Annotated in this window: 14 protein-coding genes; all 14 read left to right on the top strand. The window is 68.9% G+C overall.

Features of this window, described 5'->3' with window-relative positions:
* Nucleotides 1–22 precede the first annotated feature (22 nt).
* The 14 genes from NX774_RS18640 (at nucleotide 23) to NX774_RS18575 (ending at nucleotide 20,431) form a co-directional block, all read left to right on the top strand.
* Complete coding sequence (locus NX774_RS18640) at nucleotides 23–1,825, top strand: CHASE2 domain-containing protein (protein WP_258823757.1); 1,803 nt, start codon at nucleotides 23–25, stop codon at nucleotides 1,823–1,825.
* Nucleotides 1,822–3,093 (top strand): outer membrane protein assembly factor BamD, encoded by a 1,272-nt coding sequence (locus tag NX774_RS18635; protein ID WP_258823756.1) that lies wholly within the window; start codon nucleotides 1,822–1,824, stop codon nucleotides 3,091–3,093. The genes NX774_RS18640 and NX774_RS18635 overlap by 4 nt, the downstream gene beginning before the upstream one ends.
* 1 nt (nucleotide 3,094) lies before the next feature.
* Complete coding sequence (locus tag NX774_RS18630; protein WP_258823755.1) at nucleotides 3,095–4,309, top strand: acyltransferase family protein; 1,215 nt, start codon at nucleotides 3,095–3,097, stop codon at nucleotides 4,307–4,309.
* 71 nt (nucleotides 4,310–4,380) lie between these two features.
* The gene (locus NX774_RS18625) at nucleotides 4,381–5,115 is read left to right on the top strand and encodes a Crp/Fnr family transcriptional regulator (protein ID WP_258823754.1); all 735 of its coding nucleotides are present in this window, start codon (nucleotides 4,381–4,383) and stop codon (nucleotides 5,113–5,115) included.
* Nucleotides 5,116–5,333: 218 nt separating this feature from the next.
* A complete protein-coding gene (locus NX774_RS18620) occupies nucleotides 5,334–6,134 on the top strand; it encodes an ABC transporter permease (protein WP_307731334.1) in 801 nt (266 codons plus the stop codon).
* Complete coding sequence (locus NX774_RS18615; protein WP_258823753.1) at nucleotides 6,134–7,357, top strand: ABC transporter ATP-binding protein; 1,224 nt, start codon at nucleotides 6,134–6,136, stop codon at nucleotides 7,355–7,357. The genes NX774_RS18620 and NX774_RS18615 overlap by 1 nt, the downstream gene beginning before the upstream one ends.
* The gene (locus NX774_RS18610; protein WP_258823752.1) at nucleotides 7,354–8,586 is read left to right on the top strand and encodes an FkbM family methyltransferase; all 1,233 of its coding nucleotides are present in this window, start codon (nucleotides 7,354–7,356) and stop codon (nucleotides 8,584–8,586) included. The genes NX774_RS18615 and NX774_RS18610 overlap by 4 nt, the downstream gene beginning before the upstream one ends.
* Before the next feature lie 3 nt (nucleotides 8,587–8,589).
* Nucleotides 8,590–11,490 carry a glycosyltransferase gene (locus tag NX774_RS18605; protein ID WP_258823751.1) on the top strand — a complete coding sequence of 967 codons (2,901 nt, stop codon included), beginning with the start codon at nucleotides 8,590–8,592 and terminating at the stop codon, nucleotides 11,488–11,490.
* Between the two features lie 16 nt (nucleotides 11,491–11,506).
* Entirely contained in the window at nucleotides 11,507–12,952 is a 1,446-nt protein-coding gene (locus NX774_RS18600) for a UbiA family prenyltransferase (RefSeq protein ID WP_258823750.1), read from the top strand.
* Nucleotides 12,953–12,965: 13 nt separating this feature from the next.
* Complete coding sequence (locus NX774_RS18595) at nucleotides 12,966–14,900, top strand: hypothetical protein (RefSeq protein WP_258823749.1); 1,935 nt, start codon at nucleotides 12,966–12,968, stop codon at nucleotides 14,898–14,900.
* 14 nt (nucleotides 14,901–14,914) lie between these two features.
* Nucleotides 14,915–16,834 carry a hypothetical protein gene (locus NX774_RS18590; protein ID WP_258823748.1) on the top strand — a complete coding sequence of 640 codons (1,920 nt, stop codon included), beginning with the start codon at nucleotides 14,915–14,917 and terminating at the stop codon, nucleotides 16,832–16,834.
* 168 nt (nucleotides 16,835–17,002) lie between these two features.
* A complete protein-coding gene (locus NX774_RS18585; RefSeq protein WP_258823747.1) occupies nucleotides 17,003–17,983 on the top strand; it encodes a glycosyltransferase family 2 protein in 981 nt (326 codons plus the stop codon).
* Nucleotides 17,976–18,353: a GtrA family protein gene (locus tag NX774_RS18580; protein ID WP_258823746.1), complete on the top strand. Its 378-nt coding sequence runs from the start codon at nucleotides 17,976–17,978 to the stop codon at nucleotides 18,351–18,353. Before NX774_RS18585 ends, NX774_RS18580 begins: the two co-directional genes overlap by 8 nt.
* On the top strand, nucleotides 18,350–20,431 hold the full coding sequence (locus tag NX774_RS18575) for an ArnT family glycosyltransferase (protein WP_258823745.1): 2,082 nt from the start codon (nucleotides 18,350–18,352) through the stop codon (nucleotides 20,429–20,431). The genes NX774_RS18580 and NX774_RS18575 overlap by 4 nt, the downstream gene beginning before the upstream one ends.
* The last annotated feature ends 57 nt before the right edge of the window (nucleotides 20,432–20,488 follow it).

Genomic DNA, 20,488 nt, shown 5'->3' with positions numbered 1-20,488 from the left:
ACTCGCCGCGCTGGCGCTGACGGTGTTTGCCCAATGGAGCCCGGCAGCTGGATCGTCTCTTTTCGGCAACGAACTGCTGCGCGATGCCTTTGTTCGCGCGCGTTCGAGCGTGGCCCCCGAGCCCCGGGTCCTGGTGGTGGACATCGACGAGGACAGCCTGGCCAGGCTCGGTCCGTGGCCCTGGCCGCACTCGCGCATCGCCGACCTGGTCGAAACCCTGCTCAGCCGTTATGAGGCGCGCGGCGTTGCGCTGGACATCGTGCTGCCGGACCCCGGCGACGCGCTGGGCGATGCGCGCCTGGCCGCCCTCGCCCGCCACGGCCCGCTGGTGCTGGCCCAGGCCTTCGATTACGACTTCGGCCACATCCGCCCGCAGCAGCTGCGCGGCGGCGTGCTCGGCGGCGCGCTGCAAGGCGCCACTGGCCCGGCCGTGCCGGCCACCGGCTACATCGCCAACCACGCGGGACTGGCCCAGGCCAGCCACATCGGCAACATCGGCTTCATCCCCGACCCGGACGGCGTGCTGCGCCGCGTGCCGCTGGTGACCAGCTTCGACGGCCGCCAGTACCCGGCGCTGGCGCTGGCCCTGGTGGACTGCTGCAGCGGCCGCCCCGCCCCGCCGTTGCCGCGCGACCCGCTGCTGCGCGTGGACTACCAGCGCGACTGGAACGCGTACACCCTGGTGAGCGCGGCCGACATCCTGTCGCAATCGATCGCGCCGGCCAGCGCCAGCGCTCGCCTGGTGGTGGTCGGCTCGTCCTCGCTGGGCATGACCGACCGCGTCGCCACGCCGTTCGCGGCGAGCCGGCCCGGGCTCGGCGTGCAGGCCGCGATCCTCTCCACCCTGCTCGACCGACAGCAGGGCCGCGCGCCCACGCCGTGGCCAGGGCGGCTGCTCGCTTGCGCGTTCGCGCTGGCCGCGGTGCTGGTTGCCACCTTCGCATTCCCGCGCTTGCCGGCCGCCGCCAGCGTGAGCCTGCTGGCGGCGCTGTCCGCGGCGTGGCTGCTGGTTGCGTTCGTGGCCGCGCCGCACGACCCCGGTTTCTCGACCACGTCGCCGCTGGCCACCAACCTGTTCCTGCTGGCCGTCGCGGTGCCGTACCAGTGGCAGCTCACGCAGCACAAGTCGCGCCGCCTGCTCGACACCTTGCGCCAGTACGTGGCACCGGGCGTGGTGGCCGAACTGCTGCGCAGCGACATGGAAGACCCGCTGGCCCCGCGCCTGCTCGACGTGACCACGCTGATCGCCGACATGCAGGGCTACACCAGCCAGGTCGAATCGCTGTCGATGGAAGAGGCGGCCGAGCTGACGCGCGCCTTCCTCGACTGCCTGACCGGCCCGGTGATCGCGATGCAGGGCACGCTGGACAAGTACACCGGCGACGGCCTGGTCGCGTTCTGGGGCGCGCCGCTGCCGCTCGAGCATCACGCCGACCTCGCGCTGGATGCGGCGCTGGAAATCCTGCAGCGCGTCGAGCGCCTGTCGCGCGAGCGCGAGAAGGCCGGCCTGCCGCGCCTGCGGGTGCGCATCGGCATCGAGTCCGGCCCGGCGATGGCGGGCGACTTCGGCACCTCGTTCCGCAGCATCTACACCGCCGTGGGCGACAGCGTGAACACCGCCTCACGCCTGGAGCAGGCTGCGCGCGACTATCCGCACGACGTGATCATTGGCGCCGGCACGGTCGAGCGCGCGCGCCGCCACCGTTTCATCCTGCTGGGCGAGCGCCATTTGCGCGGCAAGGGCAAGTCGACCACGCTTTACACGCTGGACACCGGCCAGGTCCATCCGATGCCGCTGTTCCGGGCCGCGGAGGCCAGGGCATGAAGCGCTCTGCCTTCTCCTGGCGCGTGCTGCTTGCACTGCTCGTCGCGGCCGGGCCCGGCGCGGCGTGCGCCCAATCGCAGGCGGACGCGCAGGCGTCCACGCTGCAGCAGGACCTGTACCAGGACGCGCTGCAGTCGATCGCCGAGGGCCGCCGCAGCGACGCCTCGCTGGAGCTGCGCCGCCTGGTCGAGAAAGAGCCGCTGCACGCGGGCGCCTGGCTGGAGCTGGCGCTGACCCAGTGCGCGCTGGGCTATTCCAATGAAGCCGAGCGCCTGTTCGCCACCATCGAGACCCGCTTTGCGCCGGCCAGGCCGACCCCGGGCTGGGACGAGATCCTGCGCGTGATCGCCGAAGCGCGCGAGCAAGGCTGCAACCGCTGGCACGCGGGCAGCGCCTGGTCGCTGAGCATCGGCCGCGGCATCGACCAGAACGTGAACCAAGGCGCCTTGAGCCCGACCTACGTGATCGATGGACCGGCCGGCCCGTACACGCAGGAGCTGTCGGCCGACTTCAGGCCGATGCACGACCAGTACACGCTGATGTCGGGCGACTTCTCGCACGACATCACGCGCAATGGCGGGACCGGCTTCGTGCAGTACGCAGTGCGCCGCAACGACCGGCTGCACCAGTACGACAGCGGCGCCCTGTTCGGCGGCGTCGATACGCCATGGCGGCTGGGACACTGGACCGTGCGCGGCACGATGTCGGGCGGACTGGTCAAGCTGGGCGGGAGCCTGTACCAGCGCCAGGCGCAGCTGCAGGCCCGGATCACGCCGCCGCTGCCGCTGCCGGCCTCGATGCAATTCTCGGTGCTGTTCGGGGCCACCTACAACGGCTTCCTCACCCTCACCAATTTCAACGCGAACGTGTGGGAGACGCGCGGGCAGCTCACCTGGCGCCGTCCGGACACCTACGCCAGCCTCGCACTGGGGCGGCTGGAGGACCGCGCGCTGGCGCAGCGTCCCGGCGGCGACCGGCGCGGCTGGTTCGGCAACGCGCTGGTGCGGCACCGTCTCGGCGCCAACCTGGCCGGCGAGCTATCGCTCACGCGCCAAGCCTGGGACAGTGCCTCGGCCTATTCGCCCGGACTGATCGAAGAGGTGCGCGCGCAACGCACCGACGTAGCGCGCGCCACCCTGGTCTATACGCTGGACAAGCACCAGTCGATCCAGCTCGAAGGCCGTGCCGTGCGCAACCGTGAGAACATCTCGATCTTCCAGTACAACGCACGCCAGCTGCAACTGAGCTGGCAGTGGCAAGGACCCTGACATGGCAAGCACCGGCGTGCGCTCGCTCGGCAGCGCGATCGAAGACCACGGCAACGGGTTCAACCTGGTGCGGCTGGTGTGCGCGCTGCTGGTCGTGGTCTTTCACGGCTACCAGCTCAACACCCTGCGCGCCGCGAGCGACCCGGCAACCCTGTGGCTGCAGCCGGCCGCGGACCTCGGCTCGCTGGCGGTGGGTGTGTTCTTCCTCGTCAGCGGCATCTTCATCACCCAAAGCTGGATGCGCGACCCGCACCCCGGCCGCTACGCGCTGCGGCGCGTGGCGCGCATCGTTCCCGGGCTGTTCGCGTGCCTGCTCGTGACCACTGTCGCCGCCTGCGCCTTTTTCTCGGACCAGGGGCTGGCGACGCTGCTCGGCCCCGCCCCCTGGCGCTTCATCTTCGGTAACACGGCGCTGCACGAACTTCGCTACATCATCCCGCCCGAGGAGCTGCGCATCCCCGGCGTGCTCGGCGGCCAGGACCTGAACGGCCCGCTGTGGACCCTGTACTGGGAGGGCCGGATGTACGTGATGGTGGCCTTGGTCGGCCTGGCGGCGGCGCTGCCGCTGGCGACCTGGATGCGCGCCTGCGCCCTGTTCCTGCTGCTGGCCGCCAACGTGTTCCCGGACGTGGCGGCCGGCTACGTGTGGGAAGTGCGGCTGTGGTCGATGTTCCTGGCCGGCATGCTGCTGCAGACCGTGGCCGGTTCGCTGCGCGTGGGCCCGCTGCAGGTGGCCTGCGCGTTTGCCCTGCTGGCCCTGAACTGGACCCGCTTCGGCGCGCTCACCCCAAGCCCGCTGACCTGGTTCGGCATTGCGCTGGCCGCCGGCGCGCTGGCGCTGTGGGCCGGCAGTGCGCGGGTGCGCCACATCGGCCACATCCAGCGCCACGACTATTCCTACGGCGTCTACATCTACCACTGGCCGGTGCTGCTGATGCTGCGTGCCGCGCTGCCGCCAACCGGGGCGCTGCGTCTGACCGCGCTGGCGATGATCGTGACGCTGGCCCTCGCAGTGCTGAGCTGGCACTGGGTGGAAGCGCCGGCCTTGCGCGCGGCGCGGCGCTGGCTACGGCGCGCCCGCCCGGCTGTTGCCAACACGCCAAGCGCGCAGTCGCCCCTGGCGGGGGAAGCGGCCCTGCCCCGGCCGCACGCGGCGCCGAGCGATGCTGCCAAAAAGCCGCATCCGGCGGCCGAGATTGACGCGGACTCAGCCTGACCGGCTACAATCACCCCTGTCGGAAATCTTGCCGGGGAGCTGGCTGACCAGGTTTTTTTGAACAAACATCAATGACGTCCACCGCCACCCAAACCCAACAGCCCGCCGCGCCGGCGGAAGAACGCCAGATCCACATTCACCTGCGCAAGATTCCGCTGTTGGCCGAACTGAGTGACGACGAGATCACCTTCGTCAAGCAGGAAATCCGGATCCGCCAGTACAACAAGCGCGACATCGTGCTGCAGAAAGGCGGCCACGGCGACGGCCTGATGTTCCTGCTGGGCGGCCAGGCCCAGGTGATCGACGTGACCGAGGATGGCCGCGCGATCGGCCTGCGCCTGCTGGCGCCGGGCGACTTCTTCGGCGAGATTGCGCTGATCAACAACTCGACCCGTTCGGCGTCGGTGGTGGCGATGACGGACGTGCTGGTCGGCTTCCTGCCTGCCCCGGCCGCAATGCACCTGATGTCGCACTTCCCGTCGGTGGCGAACCAGATGCTCAAGCACCTGGCCCAAAAGATCCAGCGCGACTCGGAAATCCGCGCATTGCTCAGCATTAACAATACCTCGAAGCGGATCTACGCCTTCCTGGTGATGCAGCAGAAGAAGGACGACGACCCGAACGCGCCGGCGGTGGTGGAAAACCTGCCGACTCACCAGGACATCGCGAACATGGTCAATACCAGCCGCGAAACGGTCACGCGCGCCCTGCTCGCGTTGGTGCAGCAGGGCATTGTCCAGAAGGAACCGCACCGACTGATCATCCGCGATCCGGATGCGCTCAAGAAGCTCGTGCAGGCCACGTAGGGTGGGCAGGTCTCCTGCCCACGCGTCCAACAAGCGCACGCTTCACCTGAACGAGCTGCGCACCCTACCATACCGCCGGTTGAGCCCCGACAAGTCGTTACAAATCGTTCAATAATTGAGGCAATCGTGTGGGCTATAATGCCGGGTTCACACGGCAATGCCACTTCCATGACGACGTCCCTTTCGCACGCCCGCGCGGTCTTTGCGCGCCCCAAGCCATGATCGCGCCACCCATGCTGCGCGCGCTGTGGTCGTACCGCGGCTTCGTGGTGGGCAGCGTCAAGCGCGAATTCCAGGCCCGCTACAGCAATGCCATCCTCGGCGCGCTGTGGTCGCTGCTGTCGCCGCTGGCGATGATCGTGGTGTACACCGTCATCTTCGCCGAGGTCATGCACAGCAAGCTGCCCGGGGTGGCCTCGCAATACGGCTACAGCATCTACCTGTGCGCCGGCGTCCTCACCTGGGGCCTGTTCGCCGAGATCGTCGCGCGCGGCCAGAACGTGTTCATCGAGCAGGCCAACCTGATCAAGAAGATCAGCTTCCCGCGCATCTGCCTGCCGCTGATCGTGGTGTTCAATGCGCTGGCCAACTTTGCCATCATCTTCGGCCTGTTCACGCTGTTCCTGCTGGCCTCGCACAACTTTCCCGGCCTGGTCTGGTTCGCGCTCTTGCCCGTGCTGGCGGTGCTGGTGCTGCTGGCCACCGGCATTGGCATGGTCGCGGGCGTGCTCAATGTGTTCTTTCGCGACGTCGGCCAGTTCCTGACGATTGCGATGCAGTTCTGGTTCTGGCTCACGCCGATCGTGTACCCGGCCTCGATCCTGCCCGAGAACGTGCGGCCGCTGCTGGCCTGGAACCCGATGGTCGCGGTGATCGGCGCGTGCCAGGCGATCCTGGTCGAGGGCCGCGCGCCGGACTGGGCAACGCTGGCGCCGGCCGCCGTGCTGGCCGTGCTGCTGTGCGTGTTCGGCTTGCGCCTGTTTCGCAAGCGCTCCGGCGAAATGGTGGACGAACTCTGATGGGCGCGATCGTCGTACAAGGCCTGGGCAAGGCCTACAAGCAGTACGCCAACCGCTGGTCGCGGCTGGCCGAGTGGATGCTGCCGTGGGCCGGCCAGCACCACAAGCTCAAGTGGGTGCTGCAGGACATCAGCTTCGAGGTCGCGCCGGGCGAGGCCGTGGGCCTCATCGGCATCAACGGCGCCGGCAAGAGCACCCTGCTCAAGCTCATCACCGGCACCACGCAGCCGACCACCGGCAGCGTGTGGATGGAAGGACGCGTCGCCGCGCTGCTGGAGCTGGGCATGGGCTTTCACCCCGACTTCACCGGGCGCCAGAACGCGATCATGGCCGGCCAGCTGCTCGGCCTGTCGCTGGAAGAGGTCAACGCGCTGATGCCCGAGATCGAGGCCTTCGCCGAGATCGGCGAGTACATGGACCAGCCGGTGCGCGTGTACTCGAGCGGCATGCAGATGCGCGTCGCGTTCTCGGTGGCCACCGCGCGCCGGCCCGACATCCTGATCGTGGACGAGGCCTTGTCGGTGGGCGACGCCTACTTCCAGCACAAGAGTTTTGACCGCATCCGCAAGTTCCGCGAACAGGGCACCACGCTGCTGCTGGTCTCGCACGACAAGCAGGCGATCCAGTCGGTATGCGACCGCGCCATCCTGCTCGACGGCGGACGCCTGGCCAAACAGGGCAACCCGGAAGAGATCATGGACTTCTACAACGCCCTGATCGCCGAGCGCGAGAACGACACCGTGCGCCTGCAGGAGACGAGCGCCGGCAAGGTGCAGACCATCTCCGGCACCGGCGAAGCGACCGTCTCGGACATCGCGCTGCTGGACGAGGATGGCCAGCGCGTCGAGGTGGTGGACGTGGGCGCGCCCGTGACGCTGCAGGTGAAGGTGCAGGCCAAGGCCCCGATCCCGCGCATGGTGCTGGGCTACATGATCAAGGACCGGCTCGGCCAGCCGATGTACGGCACCAACACCCACCTGAAAGAGCTGCCGCTTGCCGACGTGGCGGCCGGCGAGGAGGTGGTGTACCGCTTCGCGTTCCCGATGAACCTGGGCCCCGGCACCTATTCGGTGGCCACCGCGATCGTGAGCACCGAAACCCACCTCGTGAACAACTATGAATGGCGCGACCTGGCGCTCGTGTTCACCGTGATGAACATGCGCCGGGCGCACTTCGAGGGCTCGGCCTGGCTCGATCCCGCCATCGACATCGAACGCACATGACTTTCATTACCTACGCCCAGAACTGCGAGGACGTGCTGCTGTGGCGCGCGCTGGGCCACGTCAAGGACGGCTTCTACATCGACGTAGGCGCCAACGACCCGGTCGAGCACTCCGTCACCAAGGCCTTCTACGACCGCGGCTGGCACGGCATCTCGATCGAGCCTTTGCCGGCGTACCACCAGTCGTTCCAGGCGCAGCGTACGCGCGACGTCAACCTGGCCATTGCCGCCGGCGCCGCCGATGGCGAACTGACCCTGTACGACGTGCCGGCCGTGCGCGGCTGGGCCTCGCCCGAGCGCGAGGTGGCCGATGCCCACGCGGCGCAAGGGCACAAGGTGGCCGAGCTCAAGGTCCCGGTGCGCACCCTGGCCTCGGTGTGCGAAGAGTACGTGCAAGGCGAAATCCACTTCCTGAAGATCGATGTCGAGGGCTTCGAGGGCGAGGTCTTGCGCGGCATGGACTTTGCGCGCTGGCGCCCGTGGATCCTGGTGATCGAGGCCACGCTGCCCAACAGCCGCGTGACCAACCACGACACCTGGGAGCACATGGTCACCAGCCAGCGCTACCGCTTTGCCTGGTTCGATGGCCTGAACCGCTACTACGTGGCCGAGGAGCACCCGGAGCTGGAAGCGGCGTTCGGCGTGCCGCCCAATGTGTTCGACGAATACGTCAGCTACCACCTGGCCGAAGCGTGGGACGCGCACAAGTCGGTGGTCAAGGCGCTGCGCGAATCGGAAGCCCACGCGGCGGTGGCGCGGGTCGAGATGCACGACGCGATGCAGCGCGCCCAGCACCTGGAAGAACAAGGCGAACAGCTGCGCGCCGAGCTGACTGCCCTGCACGCGGCCAGCCACCAGACCAGCCTGTGGGCGCAAGGCCTGGAGGAGCACCTGGTCGCGATGCAGAACAGCACCTCGTGGAAGATCACCCGTCCGCTGCGCGGCGCGGGCCGCGTCGTGCGCTCGCTGCGCCGCCCGGGCCTGGCGCGCCGGGTCCTGTCGCGCATCACCTCGTACGAGCCGCTGCGGCGCGCGATCATTCCCATCCTGCTGCGCTACCCGGCGCTGGGCAAGCGGGTGTCTGCCTCGCTGCAGGCGTTGAAACAAGCCGTGCCGGGGCCGGCGCCGGAAGGCGCGGCCGTGCCGGAAGAGCTGCGCGCCCTGCCCGCCTCGGTGCGCGCCGTACTGGCCGACCTCAAACGGGCCCGTTCCAACCAGGCAGGCAGCTGAACCATGCGACTCGTTATTGATTTCCTCGACAGCGGCCCGGTCATCGAACCGGCCGACCTGCAACTGGCACGCGAACTGGCAGCCGAAGCGCACAACCGCGAAGTGTGGATCGCGGCGCCGCTGTCCGCCCCGCGCGCGATCGAGACCCTGCGCCTGGCCTTCCACGACCTGCTGCCGCCGGGGCGCGTGCGCGCGTTCGACCTGCCGGCCTCCGGCCGCATGCGCCAACTGCTGCGCCAGCACGCGCTGGCCGGGCTCGAACCGTCGGTCGTATTCGTGCCGGCGCGGCCCGGCAACGGCCGTGCCGGCAGCCACAACACAGGCAGCTTCCCGGTGCTGGTGGCCGAAGCGCACGGCGCCAACGCCGCCGACCTGTGGACCGAACTGGCGGCCACTGCCGCCGAGCGCCTGCCGCAACCGGCACCCGGCGCCAAGCCGAAACTGGCCTACGTGTCGCCGCTTCCGCCCGAGAAATCGGGCATTGCCGACTACAGCGCCGAGCTGGTGCCGGAGCTGGCGCGCTACTACGACATCGAGCTGGTGATCGGCCAGGACAAGGTCGAAGACCCGCGCCTGGCCGGCTACCCGCTGCGCGACGCGGCCTGGCTGCGCGAGCACGGCTGGCAGCTCGACCGCGTGCTCTACCACTTCGGCAATTCGCACGCGCACAAGCACATGTTCGAGCTGGTGCGCGAGGTGCCGGGCGTGGTGGTGCTGCACGACTTCTACCTTTCCGGCGTGCTCGACAACCTGGAACGCGAAGCCTACCTGCCGCAGGCCTTCCTGAAGGCGCTGTACGAATCGCACGGCTTCCCCGGGCTGTATGGACACCGCAAGGAAGGCCGCAACCCGTCGATCTGGAAGTACCCGGTCAATAAGGGCGTGCTGGACGCCGCCAGCGGCGTGATCGTGCACTCCGAGTTCCCCAAGCAGCTGGCGGCACAGTGGTACGGGCCGGATGCGGCCAACGGCTGGCGCACCATCCCCCTGTTGCGCGGCAAACCAGAAGGCGCCTCTTCGCCCGAGGCGCGCGCGGCCGCGCGCGCGCGGCTGGGCTTTGCGCAGGACGACTTCGTGGTGTGCACCTTCGGCATGCTTGGCCGGACCAAGCTGAACGAAGAGCTGCTGGCGGCCTTCCTCGCGTCGCCGCTGGCGCAGGACCCGGCCTGCAAGCTGGTGTTCGTCGGCGCCAACGAGCCCGGCCTGTACGGCGCCGGCGTCCTGAAGACCATCGCCACCAGCGCGGCGGCCGAGCGCATCAAGGTCACCGGCTTCGTGGATCCGGCAGCCTATGCCGACCACCTGGCCGCCTGCGACTGCGCGGTGCAGCTGCGCGCCTCCACCCGCGGCGAAACCTCGGCCGCCATCCTCGACTGCCTGCTGTACGGCGTGCCGACCATCGTCAACGCGCATGGCTCGGCCGCCTCGATCGCGGACGACCTGCTGGTCAAGCTGCCGGACGCGTTCACCCAGGACGAACTGGCGGCAGCGCTGGCGCAGCTGCGCACCGATGAAGCGCTGCGCAGCCGGCTCTCGCGCCACGCGCTGGCGCACATGGAGACCGAGCACGCGCCGCGCCACGTCGGCAAGCTGTACCACGAAGCGATCGAGCACTTTGCGCTGCAAGGCCACCACGCGCACTACCGCGCCGTGGTCGATGCCTGCGCCCCGCTGTGCAGCCCGGCCGAGCTGCCGCAGGTCGCCGCCAGGATCGCATTCAACCGCGCGAGCACGCCGCCGCGCCAGCTGCTGGTGGACGTCTCGGCGCTGGTCCAGTCCGACCTCAAGACCGGCATCCAGCGCGTGGTGCGCAGCGTGCTGCTGGCACTGATCGAGGATCCGCCGCCCGGCTACCGGGTCGAGCCGGTGTTCTCGGCCGGCGGCAATCGCAGCTACCAGTACGCGCGCGGATTTGCCCTGTCGCTGGTGGGCGAAACCGGCATCGTGCTCGAGGACGCGCCGGTCGACCTGCGCCCCGGCGACATCTTCTTTGGCCTGGACCTGTTCACCAACGGCACCAGCCAGAACGAGGAACTGCTGCTGTCGATGCGCGCGCGCGGCGTGGAGATCTACTTCTGCGTGTTCGACCTGCTGCCGATGCTGCGCCCGGACGTGTTCCCGTTCGGGACCGAGCAGTACTTCGGCGACTTCCTGCGCACCGTGCACAAAGTGTCGGACGGCGTGGTCTGCATTTCGCGCGCGGTGGCCGACGAACTTGCGCAGTGGATCGCCGACCAGGAACTGGAGCGCGCGAGCCCGCTCAAGCTCGGCTGGTTCCACCTGGGCGCCGACATCGACGCCAGCGCGCCGACCCGCGGCCTGCCGCCGGACGCCGGCCGGGTACTGGCCGCACTGGGCGAGCGCCCGAGCTTCCTGATGGTCGGCACCGTCGAGCCGCGCAAGGGCCACACCCAGGCGCTGGCCGCGTTCGAGCTGCTGTGGGAACAGGGCGTGGACGTGAACCTCGTCATCGTCGGCAAGCAGGGCTGGATGGTCGAGAAGCTGGCCGAGCGCATGGCCTCGCACGTCGAAAAGGACAAGCGCCTGTTCTGGCTGGCCGGGATCTCGGACGAGATGCTGCAGAAGCTATACGCCGGCTCCAGCGCCCTGCTCTCCCCGTCCGAGGGCGAAGGCTTCGGCCTGCCGCTGATCGAGGCGGCGCAGCACAACATCCCGATCATCGCGCGCACCCTGCCCGTGTTCCGCGAGGTCGCGGGCGAGCACGCCTTCTACTTCGAGGGCCTTGCGCCGCGCGACCTGGCCGACGCCGTCAAGGCCTGGCTGCAGCTGCACAAGGAAGGCAAGGCGCCCGCCTCCACCGGCATGCCGTGGCTGACGTGGGACAAGAGCGCGCGCCAGGTGCTCGATGCGCTGATCGGCCAGCAGTGGTACCGCAGCATCTGACAGTGCAAGGACAGCCATGCTCCAAGAAGAACAAAGCGTGAAGCGCCCCCGGGAAGGGAACCTGCCGCTGGTGGTGGACCTGGACGGGACCCTGATCCATTCCGACCTGCTGTGGGAAACGCTGGTGCTGTTCCTGCGCCGGCACTTCCTGCGCGCCTGGCTGCTGCCGTTCTGGCTGTTCAAGGGCAAGGCGGGGTTCAAGGAACAACTGGCGCGCGAAGTCGAACTGGACGCCGCCGCCCTCCCGTACGATAAGGCGCTGCTGTCGCTGATCAAGGCCGAGCGCGATGACGGCCGCCCCATCGTGCTGGCCACCGGCGCGCAGCGGCGCCTGGCCGACCAGGTGGCCGCGCACACGGGCCTGTTCGACCTGGTGCTGGCCACCGAAAGCATCAACCTCACCTCGCACAACAAGGCCGGGCGGCTGACGGCGCTGTACGGCGAGCAGGGCTACGACTACATCGGCAATTCGCGCGCCGACCTGCCGGTGTGGCTGGGCAGCCGCACCGCCTACTGCGTGGCCGGAAAACAGTATGTACTGGCCGACGGCCGCAGCACCACCCAGGTCGGCAGCACGCGCGGCGCCGCCGCCCGCGCGCTGTTCAAGGCGCTGCGCCCGCGCCAGTGGCTCAAGAACCTGCTGGTGTTCCTGCCGATGCTGGCCGCGCACGCGCTCAATACGGACATGCTGGCCATGTCGCTGCTGGCCTTTGCCGTGTTCTCGGCCTGCGCGTCGAGCGCCTACCTGCTCAACGACGCGCTCGACGCCCAGGACGACCGCCTGCACCCGACCAAGCACAAGCGCCCGATCGCAGCCGGCGCGCTGCCGCTGCCGCTGGCGCTCGTGGCCAGCCCGCTGCTGGCGCTGGCGGCGCTGGCCGTGTGCGCGGCGATCAAACCCTTTTTGCTGCTGCCGCTGGGCGTGTACTTCGTGGCCACGCTCGCCTATTCGGTGTACCTGAAGCGCCTGCTGATGGTGGACATCGTCACGCTGGCCTTGCTGTACTGCCTGCGCGTGCTCGGCGGCTGCGCGGCGACCGGCATCGCGCCCTCGTTCTGGCTGCTGGCGTTCTCGTTCTTCATCTTCCTGAGCCTGGCCCTGCTCAAGCGCCACAGCGAACTGTTCAACCTGCACCGCGACGGCAAGGAAAAGACCCGCGGGCGCGGCTACACCACCGCCGACAAGACCCCGGTCGGGATCATGGGCATCAACGCCGCCTTCGTGTCGGTGCTGGTGTTCATGCTCTACTTTAATTCGCAGAACGTGGTCCAGATGTACCGCCACCCGGACTGGCTGTTCGGGATCGTGCCGCTGCTGGTGTTCTGGCTCGGCCGCCTGTGGGCGCTGTCGTTCCGTGGGCAGGTGAACGAGGACCCGGTGCTGTACGTGAGCCGCGACAAGGTGAGCCTGGCCGTGCTGGCGCTGTGCGCGGCGCTGGTGGTGGCCGCGGCCGGCTGGTGAGATCGGTGAGGCCATGAACAAACAACTGCACACCTGGCGCTTTGCGCTGATCCTGCTGGCGCTGCTGTCGGCACTGCTGGCCTGGGGCAAGCCGTGGATCGGCGGCGACGTCCTCGAATACCTTGGCGACACGGTCGCGCTGGCCGCACACCGCTCGCCCGACATCCGCATCGAGGACCTGGGCGCCGCCAAGCCGCTGGCGCCCGAGCTGGCCCCGGTGTACGACGTGCTCGCCGAGCAGATGCGCACCAATACCCCCCGCGTGTTCCAGGCGTTCGCGCGCGGCCGCGAGGGCAAGGTCTATTCGATCCACTTCTTCGGCTACTCGATGCTGGTCGCGGTGCCGTTCAAGGTCCTGGAAAAGCTGCACCAGCCGCCGCTCAAGGCGTTCCAGGTCGTGAACCTGGCGGCGGTGTTCGTGCTTGGCCTGGCGCTCTTGCGCTTCTTCGGTTCCGGCACCCGTGCCTTCGCCGGGGTGGCCCTGTTCATGCTTTGTGGCGGCTGGCTGTACTGGGACTGGACCAGCCCCGAGTGCCTGAGCGCTGCCGCCCTGCTGTCCGCGCTGCTGCTGTTTGCCAGCGGCGCGCCGGTGGCGGCCGGGCTGCTGGCGGGCCTGGCCAGCCAGCAGAACCCCACCATCGTCATGTTCTTCGGCTTTGCGCCGCTGCTCTTTGCGCTGCAGGCCTGGCGCAACGGCGCCACGCCCGCGCAGGCTGTCCGCGCCGCGCTCGGCGGGCGCAACATCGCGGGACTGGCCGCGGGCCTGGCGCTGTTTGCGCTGCCGCCGCTGTTCAACCTTTACCATTTCGGCGTCCCGAGCATCATCGCCAAATGGTTCTCCGACCCGTCGCTGGTGTCCGGGGTGCGGCTGGTATCGTTCTTCTTCGACCTGAACCAGGGCATGTTCCTCGCCATTCCGGCGGTGGCGCTGGCACTGCTGGCGTGGGGCTGGGGCCGCGCGGGCGAGCGCGGCAAACAGGCGCTGGTGCTGGCCGGCTGCGCGCTGTTCACGCTGGCCCTGGCGCTGCCCACCCTGGTGATCACCAACTGGAACTCGGGCGCCGCCGGCCTGATGCGCTATGCCTTCTGGGCCGCCATGCCGCTGCTGTTCGCGCTGCTGCTGCGCCTGCGCGAGCAGGAGCGCTGGCCACTCATGCCGGTGCTGCTGTTCGTGGCCGTGCAGGCGGGCTCCATGGTGTACGCCAAGAGCTACCCCTACATTGAATTCAGCCCGCTGGCGCAGCGCCTGCTCGACCGTGCGCCGGACCTGTACCACCCGGAACCCGAGATCTTCGCCGAACGCATGGCGCGCAACGACGACGGCATCCAGAAGGACAAGATCTACGTGTACAAGGTGGCCGGCCGCCCGGTCAAGACGCTGATTAACATCGCCAACCCGGCCGCCGAGGGCCTGCTGTGCGGCGAAGGCGGCGCGCTCGCGCCGGAAACGCGCATCGTGAACAGCGCGCACGGCTGGCGCTACATCGACGGCCAGCCGCACTGCCTGGAAGGCGGCCTGCCGCAGCAACGCTTCAAGGCCGACCAGTTCGAGGCTGGCGTGGGCATCAGCCTGGCCACTGGCTGGAACGGCGTGGAGCGCTCCGGCGAGCCATGGAACGGCGTGTGGTCCAACGGCGCGCATTCGCGCGTCCTGGTCACGCCGGCCAACGGCCTCGCGCCGGCCACCGTCAGCTTCACCGGCCACTACTACGACGGCAACAAGCGCACCCGCGTCAGCGTCAACGGCATCGACCTTGGCTGGCACCAGCTGGACCGCGAGGGACCGATCGCGCTGCCACCGCAGGTGGCCAGGACGCGCCTGCTGGAATTCGACCTCGAGAATGAAGCGCCGGCCCTGCCGGGCGGCGCCGACACGCGGCGCATCGCATTCTTCCTGCGCGAACTGGACCTGCGCGCCAGCGCCAGCACCACGGCGCGCAACCGCTAAGCCCACACCCCGGCATGTTCAGGACGCTGCGACAACACGCGCGCGCAAGCTACCGGGATGGCGGACCGCGCCGTCCCGCGTCCACGGCGCTGTTCGCGGCCGTGCTGGCCGTGCTGCTCGCGTTGCTGTATGCCGTGGCCACGCCGCATCACAGTGGCGACGTCGAGGAATACGCGCTGATGACCGTGGCGCTGGCGCGGCACGCCACACCGGACATCCGCCCCGCCGACATTGAAGCCACCAAGGCCCTGCTGCCGCCGTTTGCCGATGCGCTGTCGCAGCTGGAGCAGGCCTGCGCAAAGGGCAGCGAGCAGTGCGCGCCGGGCTTCTGGCGCGCGCGCGACGGCCGCGTGTACGCGATCCACTTCTTCGCCTACCCGGCGCTGGCCGCTCTGGCGGCCAAACTGGTGCCGCTGGCCGGCGCACCGGCCTTCAAGGCCTTCCTTGCGGTGAACCTGGCATGCGTGTTCGTGCTGGGGATGGCGCTGCTGCGCCTGTTCGGCAGCGCGGCGCGCGCCATGCTCGGGGTGCTGCTGTTCGTGCTGTGTGGCGGCCTGCTGTACGGCGCCTGGAGCAGCCCGGAGATGTTGAGCGCGAGCGCGCTGCTGGCCGCGCTGGCGCTGTACGCAAGCGGCGCGCCGCTGCGCGCCGGCCTGCTGGCGGGCCTGGCCGCCACCCACAACCCGCCGATCGTGTTCTTCGCCGCGTTTGCGCCGCTGCTGCGCCTGTGCGGCGCATGGCAAAGCGGCGCCGGCCTGGCCGCCAACGTGCGCTCCGCGGTGGGCATGCGCGAACTGGCGGGGTCGCTGCTCACCGTCGCCATCTTCGCGCTGTCGGTGCTGTTCAACCAGTGGGCATTCGGGGTACCTAGCATCATTGGCAAGCTCGCGACCTCCGCCGCCATGGCCACCCCGAACCGCCTGTTCTCGCTGCTGTTCGACCTGAACCAGGGGATGGTGGTCGGGGTGCCCGGCCTGTTCGCGGCACTGCTGCTTTGGCAGCGCGGCCGCGCCGGCTTCCTCGCCGGCGTGGCCGTGCTGTTCTCGCTGGCGATGGCGGTGCCGGCGCTGGTGGCGTACAACTGGAACTCGGGCGCGCAGGGCATGATGCGCTATGCCTTCTGGTGCGCGATGCCGCTGCTGTTCGCCTTCCTGTGGCGCCTGCGCGAATCGGCGCGCCTGCCGGCCGCGCCGCTGGCCATGGTGGCGGCATTGCAGGTGGCGAGCATCGTCCACGCCAATGCCTACAATTTCGTGTCCATGAGCCCGCTGGCCGCGTTCGTGATGGCGCACGCACCGGCCGCCTACAATCCCGACCCCGAGATCTTCCACGAGCGCGCCGACGGCCAGGAAAGTGCGCTCGACCCGCAACGCATCGACAGCTATGCGGTACACGGCGTGGTGGTCAAGCGCATGTTCAACGTGGCCAACCTGAACGCCGGGACCATGCTGTGTGGCCAGGGCCGGGTGCTGGCCGCCGATACGCCGATGACGGCCGCCGACCGCGGCTGGCGCTACATCAACGGCACCCTGGCCTGCGTGCCCGCAATCGACATCGAGGTCGGGCAGGCGGGGCTGCAGCTTGTGGCCGGCTGGAGCCACGTCGAGCATGGGGGCGCGTTGTGGAGCGGCGTGTGGTCGGACGGCGCGCGGGCACGGCTGGCGATCGCGATTGACCCACGCCAGCGGCCCACCCGGCTGGTGCTGCACGGGCGCTACCATGGCGCCAACCGCCGTACGCGGGTGACCATCGACGCAGCGGACCTGGGCTGGCAAGCGCTCGACCAGGCCCCCGAGCTGGTGGTGCCCAAGGCGGCAGATGGCGCCCGGCTGCTCTCGGTGGAACTCGAATTCGATGCGCCAAACGTGCCCGCGCCGGGCCAACCGGACCAGCGCCACATCGCGTTCTTCCTGCAGGAGGTGACATTCCATTGAAGCGTAGGGTGGGCAGCTCGTTCAGCTGGCCATTGGCCAGCTTCACCCCACGCGTCCAGGCAACGCAGGCACTGGTTGGACGCGTGGGCACAATGTGCCCACCCTACCCAAAGGCTCTGCCATACGCTACCATCCGTGCAGCCCATTTCTCAACAGCCGCCGCCGCTCATGCATCGCACCGATTCCATCGCTGTCGTGATTCCGAGCTTCAAAGTCACGCGCCAGATCCTGGACGTGATTGCCGGCATCGGACCCGAGGTTGACCGCATCTACGTGGTCGACGACAAATGCCCCGACGGCTCGGGCAAGCTGGTGCGCGAGCAATGCCTCGACCCGCGCGTGACCGTCCTCGAACACGACGCCAACCAGGGTGTCGGCGGCGCCGTCATCACCGGCTACCGCGCCGCGCTGGCGGACGGCGCGAAGGTGATCGTCAAGGTGGATGGCGACGGCCAAATGGACACTTCGCTGATCCCGCGCTTCGTGGCCCCGATCCTGGCCGGCGAGGCCGACTACGCCAAGGGCAACCGCTTCTTCAACCTCGAACGCATCCGCAGCATGCCGCCGGTACGCCTGTTCGGCAACGCGGTGCTGTCGCTGCTCACCAAGGTCTCGTCCGGCTACTGGGACCTGTTCGACCCGACCAACGGCTACACCGCGATCCACGCCGACTGCCTGCGCTTCGTCCCGTTCGACAAGCTCAGCCGGCGCTACTTTTTCGAGACCGACATGCTGTTCCGCCTGAACACGCTGGGCGCGGTGGTGGTGGACGTACCGATGGATGCCGTGTACGCCGACGAGGTGAGCAACCTGAAGGTGTCGCGCATCGTCACCGAATTCGCGGCCAAGCACCTGCGCAATTTCTGCAAGCGCCTGTTCTACAACTACTACCTGCGCAACATGTCGCTGGCCTCGATCGAGCTGCCGCTGGGCCTGTTCCTGATCTGCTTTGGCACGGTGTACGGGATCTCGCACTGGCTGCGCTCCGCCGCGCACGAGGCCGTCACCCCCGCCGGCACCGTGATGCTGGCGGCGCTGCCGGTGATCATGGGCGTGCAGCTGGTGCTGGCCTTCCTGGCCTACGACATCGCCTCGGTGCCGCGCCGGCCGCTGCACAAGAAGACCTCGTACTCGCGCATCCATGCATAAGCTCTTCGCCCACTGGCGCCAGTTCGCCGTGTACGTCAGCGGCGGGCTGCTGTGCGCGCTGGTGGACATCGGCATCATGCAGGCGCTCATCCGGCATGGCGTCCATTACGCCAGCGCCACCACGGCCGGCTTTGCCGCCGGGCTCCTGATCAACTACGCGTTCCACTCCCGCGTGACCTTTGCGGCCAACGCCTCGCCCGCCAGCTTCATGCGCTACCTGTGCATCGTCGGCGTCAACTACCTGCTCACCCTGGCCTGCGTGGCCGTGTTCGAGCAGCTCGCCGGCAGCCCGCTCGCCGGCAAGCTGCTGTCGCTGCCGCTGGTGGCGATGAACGGCTACGTACTGGGCAAATACTGGATCTTCAAGTGACACCGACCCCACCCCTGACCGACCGGCCCGCGTGGAAGATCCTCGTCGGCGCCGCTTTCGTGGCCATCTGCGCCTGGCTGCTGGTACGCTCCGGCGGCCTGTACCCGAGTGTGTTTGCCGACGAGTGGTACTACGACAAGCTGTCGCGGCTGCAGCCGCTGCACGAGTCGGTGCTGCCGTCCTGGCTGTACCTGTGGCTGTTTTCTGCCAGCAGCATGTGCGGGACGCGCTTCTACGACTGCGTGCATGCGGGTAACGTGGCCTTCTTTGCCGCCGCAATCCCGTTCGTCTACCTGGTCGCCCGCCATTACACCGGCAAGGCGGTGGCGGCCTTCATCGCGCTGCTGGCGATGCTGGCGCCGTTCAACCTGTACACGGCCTACTTCATGCCGGAGTCGATGTACTTCTTCGGCTTTTGCGTGCTGACCTGGATCGCATTGACCCGCGCCCATTGGCCGTGGGCCCGCTACGCTGCCACGTCCGGCCTCATCCTTGGGCTGATGAGCCTGGTAAAGGTGCACGCGCTGTTCCTGGTCCCGGCGCTGTGCCTGTTCCTGCTGTACACGCGCTGGGTGGCCGGCGGGCGCTGGCTGCGCGACGGCGTGCGCGCGGTGGCGCTGGCGCTCGCCTGCGTGGCGGCGGTCCGCTTCGGCCTGGGCTACCTGCTCGGTGGCAGGTCGGCGTTCGACCTGTTCGGCAATTTCTACGGTGGCGCGGTGCACGCCGCCGGCAGCCGCTCGCTGCTCGCCCTGGTGCCGCCCGCGCTGGTCAGCGCCGGCGGCCACCTGATGGCGCTGGCGCTGCTGCTGGCCCTACCGCTGGCGATGGTCGCAGCGTCCTTGCTGTGCCCGCCGTCGCGCGAGCAAGCCGGCAAACGCGCGCTGCTGCAGCTGTATGCCTTCCTCATGCTCGGTTCGGCCGCCGGCGTCACGATCCTGTTCACCGCGTCGATCGCCAACGCCGGCCTGAACAACGAAGGCCTGCGCCTGCACCTGCGCTACTACGACTTCATTTTCCCGCTGCTGTGGCTGGTTGTGGCGGCCACCGCCGGGCAACAACGGGGCGAACCGCGTACGCGGCTGCGCTGGGCAGTCGCGCTGGTGGTTGCGGCCGGCCTGGCGGCGGCGTTTGCCCGGCTGGGCCAGTTTTCGCCCAGCCCGGTCGACGGGCCGGACCTGTACGCGATCACCGTCCACAAGCAAGGCGTGCTGCTGCTGGCTGCGCTCGATGTGCTGCTGCTGTTCCTGTGGGCGCGCGGCCGCGCCATGGCCGCGCCGCTGTTCCTGTTCGCCGTGCTGCCGGCAACGGTGCTGTCCGCTGCGTTTGCATCGACGCAAACGCTCAAGGGTGCGCGCGTGCAAGACCTGGCCGAACGCGCTGCCGACTACGCCCGCGCCCACATCCCGCCGGCCGAGCGCGACCAGGTGACGGTGGCCGGCAACGATACGCCGCGCCTGATGCGCACCCAGTTCCGGCTGGATGCAAAAGACTCGATGACGCTGCTGCTGGCGCCGAACGCGCCGATCGAGCACGCGTCGCTGCCGACCCGCAGCAAATGGCTGCTGGTGCTGGGCAACCATCCCTTGCCCGACGGCGTGACACCGCTCTACCGCAACGACGAATTTTCCCTGGTGCGCATCCAGGGCGGGCACCGGCGCGTGGGCCAGGCGCAGCTGGCGGCGCCGTTCGGCCAGGGACTGATCGCTTCGGCCTCCGGGCTGTCCTGGGCCGAAAGCTGGGGCCGCTGGTCGGATGCCGACAAGGTGGTGATCCGCTTTAACGTGCCGCTGCCACGTCACCTGCGCGTCGTGCTCAAGGCGCAGGCGTATGACGTGAACACGCAACTGCCGTTCACGATGCACGTGGGCGAGCGCAGCGAACAATTCAAGGTCGGCTGGGCGCCGCAGGACGTGAGCCTGGCGTTCGAGACCGGCGGCGCCGAGCGCGAGATCGTGATCGACGTGCCGCATCCGGTGTCGCCCACGGTGCACGGCCAGCCCGACCCGCGCCGGATCGGCATTGGCATCAGCGAGATCGAGATCGGCGATACCGGCGGCGACGGCCTGGCCAACAACTAACGCAGAACGGTAGGGTGGGCAGGTTTCCTGCCCACGCGTTCAGGCAGCGCTTGGTCG

It is taken from the genome of Massilia agilis (genome assembly GCF_024756255.1).
GTDB classification, from domain to species: domain Bacteria; phylum Pseudomonadota; class Gammaproteobacteria; order Burkholderiales; family Burkholderiaceae_D; genus Telluria; species Telluria agilis.
Note: the sequence above shows the minus strand (reverse complement) of the source record. Positions and strands in the feature narration are given on the sequence as shown.

Bases quoted from the DNA above. Each gene is read 5' to 3' on its own strand.
- NX774_RS18635 (WP_258823756.1), top strand. From the start codon at position 1,822: ATGAAGCGCTCTGCCTTCTCCTGGCGCGTGCTGCTTGCACTGCTCGTC.
- NX774_RS18630 (WP_258823755.1), top strand. From the start codon at position 3,095: ATGGCAAGCACCGGCGTGCGCTCGCTCGGCAGCGCGATCGAAGACCAC.
- NX774_RS18625 (WP_258823754.1), top strand. From the start codon at position 4,381: ATGACGTCCACCGCCACCCAAACCCAACAGCCCGCCGCGCCGGCGGAA.
- NX774_RS18620 (WP_307731334.1), top strand. From the start codon at position 5,334: ATGATCGCGCCACCCATGCTGCGCGCGCTGTGGTCGTACCGCGGCTTC.
- NX774_RS18615 (WP_258823753.1), top strand. From the start codon at position 6,134: ATGGGCGCGATCGTCGTACAAGGCCTGGGCAAGGCCTACAAGCAGTAC.
- NX774_RS18610 (WP_258823752.1), top strand. From the start codon at position 7,354: ATGACTTTCATTACCTACGCCCAGAACTGCGAGGACGTGCTGCTGTGG.
- NX774_RS18605 (WP_258823751.1), top strand. From the start codon at position 8,590: ATGCGACTCGTTATTGATTTCCTCGACAGCGGCCCGGTCATCGAACCG.
- NX774_RS18600 (WP_258823750.1), top strand. From the start codon at position 11,507: ATGCTCCAAGAAGAACAAAGCGTGAAGCGCCCCCGGGAAGGGAACCTG.
- NX774_RS18595 (WP_258823749.1), top strand. From the start codon at position 12,966: ATGAACAAACAACTGCACACCTGGCGCTTTGCGCTGATCCTGCTGGCG.
- NX774_RS18590 (WP_258823748.1), top strand. From the start codon at position 14,915: ATGTTCAGGACGCTGCGACAACACGCGCGCGCAAGCTACCGGGATGGC.
- NX774_RS18585 (WP_258823747.1), top strand. From the start codon at position 17,003: ATGCATCGCACCGATTCCATCGCTGTCGTGATTCCGAGCTTCAAAGTC.
- NX774_RS18580 (WP_258823746.1), top strand. From the start codon at position 17,976: ATGCATAAGCTCTTCGCCCACTGGCGCCAGTTCGCCGTGTACGTCAGC.